The organism is Zeimonas sediminis, assembly GCF_023721795.1.
Classification (GTDB): domain Bacteria; phylum Pseudomonadota; class Gammaproteobacteria; order Burkholderiales; family Burkholderiaceae_E; genus Zeimonas; species Zeimonas sediminis.
The window spans coordinates 635376-648847 of record NZ_JAMQYE010000001.1 but is presented as its reverse complement, the minus strand read 5'-3'; the positions used below and the strand labels follow the sequence as shown (position 1 = coordinate 648847).

Genomic DNA, 13472 nt, shown 5'->3' with positions numbered 1-13472 from the left:
GGAATCATGTTCGAACGCCTGCGGGAAGACATCGCGAACGTGCTGGAGAAGGACCCGGCCGCCCGTTCGACGCTCGAGGTGCTGCTCTGCTATCCCGGCGTCCACGCGGTGCTGATGCACCGGGGCGCGAAGTACCTCTGGCAGGCGGGCCTGCGCACGCCGGCCCGCTGGGTGTCGCACCTGGCGCGTTTCCTGACCGGCATCGAGATCCACCCGGGCGCCACGATCGGCCGGCGCGTGTTCATCGACCACGGCATGGGGGTGGTGATCGGCGAGACCGCCGAGGTCGGCGACGACTGCACGATCTACCAGGGCGTCACGCTGGGGGGCACTTCGCTCGACCGGGGCAAGCGCCACCCCACGCTGGAGCCCGGCGTCGTGGTCGGCGCGGGCGCCCAGGTGCTCGGCCCGTTCGCCGTGGGCGCGGGCGCCCGGATCGGTTCGAACTCGGTCGTCGTGAAGGCGGTGCCCGCCGGCGCGACCGCGGTCGGCAGCCCGGCGCGGGTGATCGTCGAGGAACAGGACCGGCGCCGGGAGGAGCAGGCGGCGAAGATGGGCTTTTCGGCCTATGCGGTCACGCGCGGGGCCGACGATCCGCTCGCGGTGGCGCTGCACCGGCTGATCGACCACGTGGCCGAGCAGGATCGCCAGATCGAGGCGCTGCAGCAGTGCCTGAAGCGGATGGGCGCCGACGTCGAGGCCTGCTGCGAGCCGCTCGACGCCGGGGCGCTGAACCGGATGGTGGACTGAGACTCGAGGGCGAAAACGGCCTCCGGACTCAGCCCGCCGTCGTCCAGCCCTCGGGCTCGAAGCCGCTCTCGCGCGCCCACAGGAAACCGCCGCGGCCGTCGGCGGCATCCCAGTCCGGGAGCACCCATCGCACCGCAGGTCGCCCGTCGGGCCCGCCGGTCCGCCATGCGTGGCGCGCGGGCCGGTGGGTGTGGCCGTGCACGATCGCGGCGGCCCCGGCCGCGCGAAGGAGCGCCTCGACCGCGTCGCGGTTCACGTCCGATGGGTACCTCGAGGCCTTGACCCGTTCGCTCTCGGCGCGCAGCGACAGGGCGATCGCCAGCCTCTCGGGGAGCGGACGGGCCAGGAAGGCGGCCTGCCAGCCATCGGTGCGGACCTCGGCACGGATGCGCTGGTAATCGACGTCGTCGGTGCAGAGCGCATCGCCGTGCGCCAGCACGACCGGCTCGCCGAACAGCGTCGCCAGGCAGGGATCGGCCAGCATCGTCGCCCCGCAGCGCTCGGCGAACCGGGAGCCCGGCCCCGCGTCGAGCAGGAAGTCGCGGTTGCCGCGCATCACGAACAGGCGCCGGCCGCTGGCCGCGATCCGGGCGAACGCGGCGAGGGCCTGCGCGGCCACCTCGTCCGGCTGGTCGTCGCCGACCCAGGCCTCGAACAGGTCGCCGAGCAGGAACACGTGGCTGGCGCGGGGCCAGGCGGCCTCGAGCCTGTCCAGGAAGAGCGCCGCGGTGGCCGGATCGTGATCGCCGAGGTGCATGTCCGAGGCGAACAGCCCGGCGTCCCGGCCGGCCAGTACCGGGCCGGCGCCGAAGGCCGCGCCAGGCGGCGGCGCGTCGGGAGCGGCGGCGCTCAGCGCTCTCCCTCCGGGATGCGGCTCACGGGCGGGACACCAGGCTCGAGCCGGCTCAGCGGCCCGCGCCGACGACCGTCATCGAGTCGATCACGACCGCCGCGGTCGGCACATCGCGATAGGGCCCGACCGAGCCGGTGGGCACCGCGCGGATCTTGTTCACCACGTCCATGCCGCTGATCACCTTGCCGAACACCGCGTAGCCGTGGCCGTCGGGCTGCGGGTAGTTCAGGCTGGCGTTGTCGACCACGTTGATGAAGAACTGCGAGGTCGCCGAGTTCGGGTCCCCGGTGCGGGCCATCGCGACCCAGCCGGTGTCGTTGCGCAGGCCGTTGCGCGACTCGATCGGGATCGGCGCGCGGGTGGCCTTCGGGCGCAGCTGCCCCTGGTAGAGGTCCTTGGTGAAGCCGCCGCCCTGGATCATGAAGTTGCCGATGACCCGGTGGAAGATCGTGCCGGCGTAGAACCCGTCGTTCACGTACTTGAGGAAGTTGTCGACCGTGCCCGGCGCCTTGTCGGGATAGAGCTCGATGACGAACTCGCCGGCGGTGGTCTTGACGAGCACCTGCGGGTTCGCGGCGGCGGCGTCGTCGGGCGCGGCCATCGCGAACAGCAGGGCGCCGATCAGGGGAAGCTTGCGGAACATCCTGGGACTCCTGGAGGTGGTGAACGGCTTGTTGAGAGGGGTTCTGTAGGAGGGGGCTCGAAGAGCGGGGGGCGTGAAGTCGCGATTGCCGGACGAAGCCGCGCCGACCGCCTTCAGCGCGCCCCGGGCAGCGCCGCGGCGCCCTGGGCCTCGCCGGCGATGCGCCGGGCGAGCTCTCGAGCGAGCTTCAGCTTGGAGGCCGGCGCGGCGTTGCCGGGCTCGAGCTCGGCGGCGCGCTGCCAGGCGCGGATCGCCAGGCGCAGGTGCAGGTCGCCGAGGTTCTCGTGGGCCAGCGCGTAGGACGGCAGCGCGCGGATCGCGTCGTCGAGGGCGGCGCGCGCCTGGTCCAGCTCGCCGCGCGCCGCGTGCAGCGCGGCCAGGTTGTTGTGCGGTTCGGGCAGCTCCGGGAACTGGCGGGCGAGCCCCTGGAAGACCTCGATCGCCTCGGCGTCCTTGCCCTGGCCGCCGAGGATCACGCCCTTCAGGAAGCGCAGCCTGGCGTCCGACGGGGAGGCCTTCAGTGCCGTCTCGATCGCGGCGAGCGCGTCGTCGGGGCGGCCCTCGTCGACCAGCCTCTGCGCCTGCCGGTAGGCGGTGTCGGCGGCGCGCGGGTCGGACATCGCGGGCGCCGGCACGCTGGCGGCCGGCAACGCCGGCAGGGCGAGCGGAGGCACGGCCTGCGCGAGCGCCGGCGTGCCGGGAAACAGGACTGGAAGCAGGACGAGCAGGCCCGCGAACAGGACGCCGGCCCCGGGCGAGGGTCGCGCCCGGCGGGGCCTGGCTCCGGCCTTTCGGGGGCGCGCGCAGGCCGGGGTCGGGGCCTGCCCCGATGCTATACTCGATCGCATCCTGCCATTCTAGCAACGCGCGGCTGCCCGCCTTCGCGTCGTGCGCGCCAGGCACGGGGCTTCGGCCGATCCGAACCGACTCGAGGCCCGGTCCGCGCCAGGCGCCTTCTCCGGTTCGGTCCGATCCATGCTCCGTCTCTACAACACGCTCACCCGCAGCAAGGAAGCATTCGTCCCGCTGGAACCCGGCCACGTGCGGATGTACGTCTGCGGCATGACCGTCTACGACTGGTGCCACATCGGCCACGCGCGGGTGCTCGTCGTGTTCGACGTCGTCCAGCGCTGGCTGCGCGCCTCGGGCTACCAGGTCACCTACGTCCGCAACATCACCGACATCGACGACAAGATCATCCGTCGGGCGGTCGAGAACGGCGAGACCATGCGCGAGCTGACCGAGCGCTTCATCGGCTTCATGCACGAGGACGCCGACGCGCTGGGCGTGCAGCGCCCCGACCACGAGCCGCGGGCCACCCAGTTCGTGCCGCAGATGCTCGGCCTGATCGACCTGCTCGAGAAGAACGGTCTCGCCTATCGGGCCGCCGACGGCGACGTCAACTACTCGGTCCGGCGCTTCGACGGCTACGGCCGGCTCTCCGGCAAGTCGCTCGACGACCTGCGCGCCGGCGAGCGGGTGTCTGTCGACGACGCCAAGCAGGACCCGCTCGACTTCGTGCTCTGGAAGGCGGCCAAGCCCGACGAGCCCGACGAGGCGAAGTGGGCCTCGCACTTCGGCGCTGGCCGTCCCGGCTGGCACATCGAGTGCTCGGCGATGGCCACCAGCCTGCTCGGCAAGACGATCGACATCCACGGCGGCGGCGCCGACCTGCAGTTCCCTCACCACGAGAACGAGATCGCTCAGAGCGAGGGCGCGCTCGGCTGCCAGTTCGTCCGCTACTGGATGCACAACGGCTTCGTGCGGGTCGACGACGAGAAGATGTCGAAGTCGCTCGGCAACTTCTTCACGATCCGCGAGGTGCTGAAGAAGTTCGACGCCGAGGTGGTGCGGCTGTTCATCCTGCGCGCGCACTACCGCTCGCCGCTCAACTATTCCGACGCCCACCTCGAGGACGCCAGGCAGGCCCTGTTGCGCCTGTACGGCGCGCTCGATGCGGCCGCGGCCGGCGACGAGGCCGCGCGGGCGGCGCTGGCCGCGCCTGCGGGGGCCGAGTCGGTCGACTGGGCCTCGCCGGCCGCCGCGCGCTTTCGCGACGCGATGGACGACGACTTCAACACGCCGATCGCGCTGTCCGTGCTGTTCGACCTGGCCGCCGAGGTCCACCGCAGTGGCGCCGCGCAGGCGGTGCTCGAGCTGCGGCAGCTGGCCGGCCTGCTCGGCCTGCTCGGCCGCGACCCGGCCGAGGCGCGACGCACCGGCCTGCACGGCAGCGAGGCCGAAGCGGGCGGGCAGGGTCTCGACGATGCGGCGATCGAGGCCGCGATCGCCGAGCGCGCCGCCGCCAAGAAGGCAAAGAACTGGGCCGAGGCCGACCGCATCCGCGACGCGCTGACCGCGCAGGGGATCGTCCTCGAGGACGGTGCCGGCGGCACGACCTGGCGGCGCGCCTGAGCCGATGAAGCCGTTCTGGGTCCATTCCGGGCTGGCGCTGCTCGACGTCGACTCCCACGGCGGCCTGGTCGTGACCGACGACTTCCTCGCCGCCTACCTTCGCCGGCCCGAGCTCGCACCGGTCGAGGAATCCTGCGCGGCGGAGCGCGCGCTGCACGCGGCGCTGGCCGCCGAGCCGCGGCGCGCGGTCGCCGACGCCGAGCTGAAGGCGCTCGCCGACCCGGACGCCGCCGAGAACTGGCGGCTCTTCCTGCGCTTTCGCGACCGGCTGCTCGACGCGCCGAACCTGCAGGCAGCCTACGTGGCGATCTTCGCCGACGCCCAGCGGGCAGGGCGGATCGACGTGCCGCCGCTCTTCGTCGACCAGCTCGCGCAGATCATCGTCCACCACCTGCTCGCCGACTGCGAGGACGGCCTGATGCTGCGGGTCGCCGAGCTGTGGTTCCGCGAGCAGCGCGTCTCGATCGACGACAACCGGGTGCTGCTCGCCGACCTCGAGACGATCGACGCGCGCCGCGAGGACCAGGGGCTGGGCGACCTCGGCCGGCTGCTCGCGCAGGCGAAGATCGCCGCCCGCGGCGTCGATCTCGAGGTGATCGACCGGGAGAACGCCGACGCCTACTTCGGCCGCGACGAGCGCCACGACTTCGCGGTCGAGATCACCCACGGCCGCACCGCGTCGGCCATGCTGTGCGACCTGTTGCGCCGCTGGATCGGGCATCTTCTCGGTGTGCCGGTCAGGGTGCGCACGCTGGCGCAGATCGAGGACTCGCGCTGGCGCTGGCACGTGGGGCTGGACGCCGAGGCCACGACGCTGCTCGACACGCTCTGGCACGAGGGCGGCCTGACCCCCGACCAGCATCGCCGCCTGCTGCTGCTGATGCGGCTGGACTTCGAGCGCCTCGAGGACCAGGATCCCGAGGTGGCCGGCAAGCCGGTCTACCTGGCGCTGGCGATGGACGACGAGGGCGTGCTGCGGATGAAGCCGCAGAACCTGCTGTTCAACCTGCCGCTGCGCGGGCACTGAGCCTTCGCGCGTCTCGAGCACCGAACCGATCCGATGAAGCCCGATTTCTGGGACGAGGCCTGCCGGGACCTGTCGCGGCGCGACCCGGTCATGGGAGGAATCATCGCCGAGCGCGGCCACCTTCACCTGGTCTCGCGCGGCGACCCGTTCCAGACCCTGGCGCGGTCCATCGTCGGGCAGCAGATCTCGGTGAAGGCGGCGCAGTCGGTCTGGAACCGCTTCGCCGATGCGGCCGGCGAGATCGCTCCGCTGCGCGTGTCGCGTATGCGCACGAGCACGCTGCGCAACTGCGGGCTGTCCGAGCGCAAGGCCGAGTACCTGAAGGACCTTGCACGGCGATTCCACAGCGGCGAGGTCGATCCGACCCACTGGCCGTCGCGCGACGACGAGGCGATCATCGCGGAACTGGTCGCGGTCCGGGGGGTCGGGCGGTGGACGGCAGAAATGTTTTTGATTTTCAACCTGTTGCGGCCCGATGTTCTTCCGGTGGATGATCTAGGCTTGCTGCGCGGGATCGAGAAGAACTACCGGAACGGCGAAAGCGTTTCGCGGCGCGAGGCGCGGCAGCTGGGCGAATCCTGGCGGCCCTGGAGGACCGTGGCCACCTGGTACCTGTGGCGCAGCCTCGAGCCGGTGCCTGTGGAGTACTGATGAAGACGACTTTCCTGGAATTCGAGCAGCCGATCGCCGATCTCGAGCAGAAGATCGAGGCGCTGCGCTTCGCGCAGGAGGACTCGGCGGTCGACATCGCCGACGAGGTCGAGCGGCTGCAGAAGAAGAGCCTGACCCTGGTCAAGGAGACCTACGCCAAGCTGACGCCGTGGCAGACCGCGCTGGTCGCCCGACACCCGCAACGGCCGTACACGCTCGACTACGTCGACGCGATCTTCACCGACTTCCACGAGCTGCACGGCGACCGCGCCTTCGCGGACGACCCGGCCATCGTGGGGGGGCTGGCGCGCTTCAACGGCCAGTCGGTCATGGTGATCGGCCACCAGAAGGGGCGGGACACGAAGGAGCGCGGCTACCGGAACTTCGGCATGCCCCGGCCCGAGGGCTACCGCAAGGCGCTCCGGCTGATGAAGCTCGCCGAGAAGTTCGACATTCCGGTGCTCACCTTCGTCGACACGCCGGGCGCCTTCCCGGGCATCGGCGCCGAGGAGCGAAACCAGTCCGAGGCGATCGGCCGCAACCTGTACGAGATGGCAGCGCTGCGCGTGCCGATCGTGACCACGATCATCGGCGAGGGCGGTTCCGGCGGCGCGCTGGCGATCGCGGTCGGCGACGTCACGCTGATGCTGCAGTACGCGGTCTACTCGGTGATCTCGCCCGAGGGCTGCGCCGCCATCCTGTGGAAGAGCGCCGAGAAGGCGCCCGACGCGGCCGAGACCCTGGGCATCACCGCGCAGCGCCTGAAAACGCTGGGCCTGGTCGACCGCGTCGTCAACGAGCCGGTCGGCGGCGCGCACCGCGATCCGCAGCAAATGGCGCTGCTGCTCAAGCGCGCGTTGTCCGATTCGCTGCGGCAACTGCAGGGCGTCCCGGTCAAGGACCTGCTGAAGCAGCGCCACGAGCGGATCATGGGCTATGGCAAGTTCAAGGAGACCGGGCAGGGCTGAGGCCGGCCCGGTCGACGCGGTCCGCGCGGCCACCGCCCCGCTCGGCCCTTCGGTCCGGATCGCCGTCGCGTTCAGCGGCGGCCTCGATTCCACCGTGCTGCTCCACGCGGCGACCAGGGTGCTGCCGCCCGACCGGCTGCTCGCCTTGCACGTCGACCACGGCCTGCAGGCCGGGTCGGCGGGCTGGGCGAGGCATTGCGCGAGCCAGGCCGGCGCGTTGGGTGTGAGCTGCCTGAGCCGCCGCCTCGAGACTGCCCCGCTGCCGGGCCAGAGCGTCGAGGCCTGGGCGCGCGAGGCGCGGTACGGGGCGCTGGTGGCGATGGCCCGCGACGCCGGCGCCGACGTCCTGCTGACCGCGCACCATGCCGACGATCGCCTCGAGACCTTCCTGCTTCGCCTGGCCCGCGGCGCCGGGCTGGACGGGCTGGTCGGGATCGAGGCGGAGAGCTCGCGCGACGGCCTGAAGCTGCTCCGTCCGTTGCTGGGGCTGTCCCGCAGCCGGATCGAGGCGTGGGCGCGCGAACAGGGGCTCTGCTGGGTCGAGGATCCGTCCAATGCCGACGAGCGCCTGCCGCGCAACGCGATCCGCCGGCAGCTGGTTCCGGCGATCGACCGGATCCTGCCGTCGTTGCGCGAGCGCCTGCCGGACACGATCGACGCGCTTCGCGAGGCCCGCGACCGGCTGCAGGAGCTGGAGCGCAGGGACCTGGCAGGGGTCGAGGTCGAGTCGCGGGAGTTCGGTCGCTGCCTGTCGCTCTCCGCGTGGCGCGCGTTGCCGCCGGCGCGACGGCCTGGCGTGCTGCGGCGCTGGCTCGCCGGGCTCGGCGCAAGGATGCCGTCGCGGGCCCGGCTCGCCGAGATCGTGCGGCAGCTCGAGTCGCCCCGCGAGGACACCCACGTCGCGGTGAGCCACGACGGCCGGACCCTCAGGCGGCACCGCGACCTGGTGATCCTGGCCGGACCGGCGACGCCCGCTGCGACCGCGGCCGTGGGTTCGGTTGCGGATGCCGCCGCGGGCTCGGCTGCGGGCTCGGCGGCAATGGCCCTGCGATGGGCCGGCGAACGGCGCATCGAGTGCCCGGCGCTCGGCGGCACGCTGCTGGTCGAGCCGGTGGAGCAAGCCGGCAAGCCAGGGCTGCGCGCCGAGCTGCTGCGCGCCGGCGATCTCGAGCTGCGGTTGCGGCGCGGCGGCGAGCGCCTGCGAACCCGCCCTGGCGGCCCGCACAGGAGCCTCAAGAACCTGTTCCAGGAGCAGGGCGTGCCGACCTGGCTGCGTCCGATGCTGCCGGTGCTGTGGTCGGACGCCCGGCTAGTATGGGTCGCGAGGCTGGGCGCCGATGCCGACTGCCTGGCAGCCGACGGCGAGCGCTACGAACTGGCCTGGCGGCCGGACGAGCTCGTCATTGAGCAAGAAAAACAATGACTTGCGTCTGACTCGGGAAGTGATTTGTAATATACGTGAAGAAATGCTCGCAACCCACTGATCCAAAAGCGAATCGACCATGGAAAGCGTGATTGCCGATCATTCCCGAAGCGCGAGCGAGCGTCCCCGTAGCGCGGGCGGGATCCCCCTGGCCGCGGCCGTCCTCGGGCTGCTGCTGGCAGCCGGGCTCGCCGGCGCGGCCTGGCTCGGCGGGCAGTCGCTGCTCACCTTCAAGCGCCTCGACCGCAGCGTCGAGGTGAAGGGCCTGTCGGAGCGCGAGGTGCCGGCCGACCTGGCGATCTGGCCGATCGGCTTCGTCGAGGCCGACAACGATGTCGGCAACCTCTACCGGACCATCGAGCGAAAGACCGCGCGCCTCGTCGAATTCCTGAAGCAGGCGGGCTTCAAGGCGGAGGAGATCGGGGCGTCGGCGCCGACGGTCGTCGACAAGCAGGCCCGCGAGTACGGCGGCGACGAACGCGCGCAGTTCCGCTTCACCGGTCGTTCGACCGTGACCGTCTACACCGCCGACGTCGCGCGGGTGCGCGCCACGATGAACCGGCTCGGCGAGCTGGGGCGCGAAGGCTTTGCGATCGGTGGCGAGCACGGCGCCCAGACGCAGTTCCTGTTCACCGGGCTGAACGCGATCAAGCCCGAGATGATCGAGGAGGCCACCCGGAATGCCCGCGAGGCCGCGACCAAGTTCGCCGAGGATTCGGGCAGCCACCTGGGCAAGATCCGGCGCGCCTCGCAAGGCCAGTTCTCGATCGGCGATCGCGATGCCAGCACGCCGCACATCAAGAAGATCCGGGTCGTGTCCACGGTCGAGTACTACCTGGCCGACTGACGCCTCGCCAGGCCGGCCCGTGCGCCGCTGAACGCGCGGACGCCGGGCATCGATGGGCGGCCGCGATACAATCGCAGGTTTTTCCACGCGAGGCGCCCGGTTTCGCCCGGGCCGCAAAGAGCCGACCATGGCACTGATCGTTCACAAGTACGGCGGCACCTCGATGGGCTCGATCGAGCGCATCCAGAACGTCGCGCGCCGCGTCGCCAAATGGCATGCCGCCGGCCACCAGGTCGTCGTGGTGCCGTCCGCGATGTCCGGCGAAACCAACCGTCTGCTGGGCCTGGCCCGCGAGATCAACGCCCAGGCCGATCCGCGCGAGCTCGACATGATCGCCTCCACCGGCGAGCAGGTGTCGGTGGGGCTGCTGGCGATCGCGCTGAAGACCATCGGGACCGACGCGGTCAGCTACACCGGCTGGCAGGTGCCGGTGAAGACCGATCGCGCCTACACCAAGGCCCGCATCCTGTCGATCGACGATGCGAAGGTGCGCGCCGACCTGGACGCCGGCCGCGTCGTGGTCATCACCGGTTTCCAGGGCATCGACGACCTCGGCAACATCACCACGCTGGGCCGCGGCGGCTCGGACACTTCGGCGGTGGCCGTGGCGGCGGCGCTGGGCGCCGACGAGTGCCTGATCTTCACCGACGTCGACGGCGTCTACACCACCGACCCGCGCGTCGTGCCCGAGGCGCGCCGCCTCGAGAAGGTCACCTTCGAGGAGATGCTCGAGATGGCGAGCCTCGGCTCGAAGGTGCTGCAGATCCGCTCGGTGGAATTCGCCGGCAAGTACAAGGTCAAGACGCGCGTGCTGTCGAGCCTCACGCCGCCCGATCTCCCGATCGAGATCGAGGCCAATTCCGGCACGCTGATCACTTTCGAGGAAGACGAGAACATGGAACAGGCCGTCATTTCGGGCATCGCCTTCAATCGCGACGAGGCCAAGATCACCGTCACCAACGTGCCGGACCGCCCGGGCATCGCCTTCCAGATCCTGGGGCCGGTGGCCGAGGCGAACATCGACGTCGACATGATCATCCAGAACCAGAGCGTCGACGGGATGACCGACTTCTCGTTCACGGTCCACCGCAACGAGTACCAGCGCGCGCTCGAGGTGCTGAACGGCAAGGTCAAGCCGGCGATCCAGGCGGGCGAGGTGATCGGCGACCCGAAGATCGCCAAGGTCTCGGTCGTCGGCATCGGCATGCGCTCGCACGTGGGTCTGGCGAGCCTGATGTTCCGCACGCTGTCGGAAGAGGGGATCAACATCCAGATGATCTCGACCAGCGAGATCAAGATCTCGGTGGTGATCGACGACAAGTACATGGAGCTGGCCGTGCGCGCCCTGCACAAGGCATTCGGCCTGGACCATTCGGGCGACGTGCCCGCGGTCGCCTGAACCACGACCCGAGGGCGGTCCGGGGCAGTCGCCCGCCGCTGCCCGGGCGGGTTCAGCCTCGCGCCGTCGCGCTCTCGGCCAGCATCGCCCGGCCTCGCTCGTAGGCCCGGCGCGCGGCGGGCCGCCTTTCGATGGCGCCGAACCAGCGCGCCAGGTTGCGGAAGTCGGCCAGGTGCTGCCCCTGGCGCTGGGAGTGCCGGACCCAGGGATGGCTGGCCATGTCGGCGATCGTGTAGTCGTCGCCGGCCACGAAGCGCCGGTCGGCGAGGCGCCGGTCCAGCACGCCGTAGAGGCGCTGCGTTTCGTCCAGATAGCGTTCGATCGCATATCTGCGGTTCTCGAACGCCTGCTGCGCGAAATGCGCGCCATGGCCGGTGACCGGGCCGAGCCCGCCCGTCTGCCAGAACAGCCACTGCAGCGTCTCGTGCCGCCCGCGCAGGTCGGCGGGCAGGAACCGACCCGTCTTCTCCGCAAGGTAGACAAGCGCCTCCCCGGGCTCGAACACCGGCAGGGGCTCGCCGCCGTCGGCGGGCGAATGGTCGATCATCGCCGGCACACGGTCCGCCAGCGCGTCGTCCGAGTAGTCGATCTCGATCGGCTCGGCGTCGCCGGCATCGCCCGGCAGCAGCCGGTACTCGAGCCCGCACTCCTCGAGGAAGAGAAGCGGCTTGTAGCCGTCGGGCGAGGGCCAGAAGCGCAGCTCGATCATCCCGTTTGCCAGAGGCCCGGTTCGCGACGACCGAGGCCATCGTGCAGGTCCAGGCAGCGTTCGAACCAGGCGAGCACCGGGTCGTCGGCGGCGAGCAGTGGGAAGGGGCTGGTGGTGCGCGCCCATTGCAGGGCGCCGAAGGGCAGGTAATCGGCGTAGCTCGGGCGCTCGCCGCCGAGGAAGGGCTGCGCCTGCACGGTGAGGCGAAGCGGCGCGAGCCCGGCCCGGAAGGCCGGCAGCTCGGCCTCGCGGCCGGCCTGGACTTCCTCCAGCGACTTGCCGAGCCGTTTCTCGCGGCTCTCGCGAAAGTAGGGCTGGTCCGCCGGATCCAGCGCGTCGTGGATGTCTGCCGCGATCATCCGGAAGATCGGCGCGTGCAACTGGGCGATCGTCCAGTTCTGGACGAAGCGCGCCAGCGCCTTGCCGGTCTCGCCGCCGAACAGCGAGGGCCGGTCGGGGTAGCGACTCTCGAGGTGCTCGGCGATCGTCCAGCTGTCGCCGATCAGTTCACCCTGGTCGTCGATCACCGGAACGGTGCGGTTTCCGCCGCCGATGCCGGGGATCTGGGTGAAGAGGGTGGCGCGCGATTCCCAGGCGAGGCCCTTGTGGGCCAGCGACATCGCGCTGCGCCAGCAGTTCGGGCTGAAGCGCTTGCCGCCGGCGCCGCAAAGGTCGTACAGGACGATGCTCATCTTCCGACGATAGTGTTGGGGTACAGCCCCGACTCTAGGTTGGGCATCCGCTGTAGGGAACCCGTGCCTCGGCATATCATTCATTCCTTCAAGGAATTAATTGTCCGGGCCGGAGACGCCTCGCATGGATCGTTTCACCGCGATGAACCTGTACACCCGCGTCGTCGAGACCGGCAGTTTCAGCCGGGCCGCCGACGAGTTCGCGATGGGCCAGCCCACCGTCAGCAAGCAGATCGCGGCGCTCGAACGCAGGCTCGGGGTGAGGTTGCTGGAGCGGAGCACGCGTCGGCTTCGCACCACCGAAGCGGGGCGGGAGTACTATGAGCGCTGCCGGCGCCTGCTCGAGGAGGTCGACGCGCTGGAGTCGAGCGTGTCGGCCGATGCCGACGCGGTCTCGGGCCGGATCCGAGTCGCCTGCCCGATGGCCTTCGGGCGGCTCTACGTGGCGCCGGTGGTCATCGCCTTCATGGCCGAACATCCGCAGGCCACGATCGACCTCGTTATGAACGATCGTTACGTGGACCTGGTCGAAGAGGGCGTGGACCTGTCGATCCGGATCGTCAGGCCCAGCGCCGACTCGCTGCTGCACGCCCGCAAGCTCGGGGAGGTCCACCGCAGCATCGTCGCGTCGCCGGCATATCTGCGCCGCAACGGCACGCCTCGCGAGCCCGAACAACTCGCAGCGCACCCGTTCGCGCTGTTCCCGGACTTCGCCGACCCTGAGATCCTGTCGCTTCGCCGGGGCGACGAGCGCCGCAGGATCCGGGTCAGGGGCAGCCTCAAGGTCAACAACGCCGAGGTCATGCTCGAGGCCGCGCGGGCCGGCCTGGGGCTGGCCTCGCTGCCCTTGTGGTGCGTCGGCGGGGATCTCGAGCGGGGCAGCCTGAAGCGCGTGCTGCCGCAGTGGGAGCCGGCGCACAGCGTGGTGTACGCGGTCTACTCGTCGGCACGGTACATGCCCCGGCGCGTGCGCGTGTTCACCGACTTCCTGGCGAGGCGCCTTGCCATGCCGACCGAGTGGCCAAAGGAGCCCGGCCGGGGAGAATGACTGGCGCTCGCGCGAGGCGCGCGGGGGCACGGTGCCCGGCTTGCGGT

General features: G+C 70.9%; 14 protein-coding genes. 9 read left to right on the top strand and 5 right to left on the bottom strand.

All coding sequences use genetic code 11. The features are described from left to right. Positions 1 to 6: 6 nt before the first annotated feature. Positions 7 to 750 (top strand): serine O-acetyltransferase, encoded by a 744-nt coding sequence (gene cysE, locus M6I34_RS03020; RefSeq protein WP_272484236.1) that lies wholly within the window; start codon positions 7 to 9, stop codon positions 748 to 750. 28 nt (positions 751 to 778) lie between these two features. Here cysE and M6I34_RS03015 read toward each other — a convergent pair whose 3' ends face one another. From M6I34_RS03015 to M6I34_RS03005, 3 genes are all read right to left on the bottom strand, one after another. Then, positions 779 to 1522 carry a UDP-2,3-diacylglucosamine diphosphatase gene (locus M6I34_RS03015; protein WP_272486585.1) on the bottom strand — a complete coding sequence of 248 codons (744 nt, stop codon included), beginning with the start codon at positions 1520 to 1522 and terminating at the stop codon, positions 779 to 781. A 133-nt stretch (positions 1523 to 1655) separates the two neighbouring features. After that, entirely contained in the window at positions 1656 to 2246 is a 591-nt protein-coding gene (locus M6I34_RS03010; protein WP_272484235.1) for a peptidylprolyl isomerase, read from the bottom strand. A 113-nt stretch (positions 2247 to 2359) separates the two neighbouring features. Continuing rightward, positions 2360 to 2866 (bottom strand): tetratricopeptide repeat protein, encoded by a 507-nt coding sequence (locus M6I34_RS03005; protein ID WP_272484234.1) that lies wholly within the window; start codon positions 2864 to 2866, stop codon positions 2360 to 2362. 355 nt (positions 2867 to 3221) lie between these two features. Here M6I34_RS03005 and cysS point away from each other — a divergent pair, with 355 nt between their 5' ends. From cysS to M6I34_RS02970, 7 genes are all read left to right on the top strand, one after another. Further along, positions 3222 to 4661, top strand: a complete 1440-nt coding sequence (cysS, locus tag M6I34_RS03000; protein ID WP_272484233.1) for a cysteine--tRNA ligase — start codon at positions 3222 to 3224, stop codon at positions 4659 to 4661. A 4-nt stretch (positions 4662 to 4665) separates the two neighbouring features. Next, positions 4666 to 5688: a DUF6352 family protein gene (locus M6I34_RS02995; RefSeq protein WP_272484232.1), complete on the top strand. Its 1023-nt coding sequence runs from the start codon at positions 4666 to 4668 to the stop codon at positions 5686 to 5688. A 33-nt stretch (positions 5689 to 5721) separates the two neighbouring features. Next, positions 5722 to 6339, top strand: coding sequence for a DNA-3-methyladenine glycosylase family protein (locus tag M6I34_RS02990; RefSeq protein WP_272484231.1), 618 nt, complete (start codon positions 5722 to 5724; stop codon positions 6337 to 6339). Continuing rightward, positions 6339 to 7307 carry an acetyl-CoA carboxylase carboxyltransferase subunit alpha gene (locus tag M6I34_RS02985; protein WP_272484230.1) on the top strand — a complete coding sequence of 323 codons (969 nt, stop codon included), beginning with the start codon at positions 6339 to 6341 and terminating at the stop codon, positions 7305 to 7307. The genes M6I34_RS02990 and M6I34_RS02985 overlap by 1 nt, the downstream gene beginning before the upstream one ends. Then, positions 7276 to 8730: a tRNA lysidine(34) synthetase TilS gene (gene tilS / locus M6I34_RS02980; RefSeq protein ID WP_272484229.1), complete on the top strand. Its 1455-nt coding sequence runs from the start codon at positions 7276 to 7278 to the stop codon at positions 8728 to 8730. Before M6I34_RS02985 ends, tilS begins: the two co-directional genes overlap by 32 nt. Positions 8731 to 8809: 79 nt before the next feature. Next, the gene (locus tag M6I34_RS02975; RefSeq protein ID WP_272484228.1) at positions 8810 to 9577 is read left to right on the top strand and encodes an SIMPL domain-containing protein; all 768 of its coding nucleotides are present in this window, start codon (positions 8810 to 8812) and stop codon (positions 9575 to 9577) included. 127 nt (positions 9578 to 9704) lie between these two features. After that, positions 9705 to 10976 (top strand): aspartate kinase, encoded by a 1272-nt coding sequence (locus M6I34_RS02970; RefSeq protein WP_272484227.1) that lies wholly within the window; start codon positions 9705 to 9707, stop codon positions 10974 to 10976. A gap of 52 nt (positions 10977 to 11028) precedes the next feature. Here the strand turns inward: M6I34_RS02970 and M6I34_RS02965 are convergent, their stop codons facing one another. Continuing rightward, positions 11029 to 11685, bottom strand: coding sequence for a glutathione binding-like protein (locus M6I34_RS02965; protein WP_272484226.1), 657 nt, complete (start codon positions 11683 to 11685; stop codon positions 11029 to 11031). Next, positions 11682 to 12377, bottom strand: coding sequence for a glutathione S-transferase family protein (locus M6I34_RS02960; RefSeq protein WP_272484225.1), 696 nt, complete (start codon positions 12375 to 12377; stop codon positions 11682 to 11684). The genes M6I34_RS02965 and M6I34_RS02960 overlap by 4 nt, the downstream gene beginning before the upstream one ends. 124 nt (positions 12378 to 12501) lie before the next feature. On the opposite strand from M6I34_RS02960, the gene M6I34_RS02955 reads away from it, so the two are divergent. After that, complete coding sequence (locus M6I34_RS02955) at positions 12502 to 13425, top strand: LysR family transcriptional regulator (RefSeq protein ID WP_272484224.1); 924 nt, start codon at positions 12502 to 12504, stop codon at positions 13423 to 13425. The last annotated feature ends 47 nt before the right edge of the window (positions 13426 to 13472 follow it).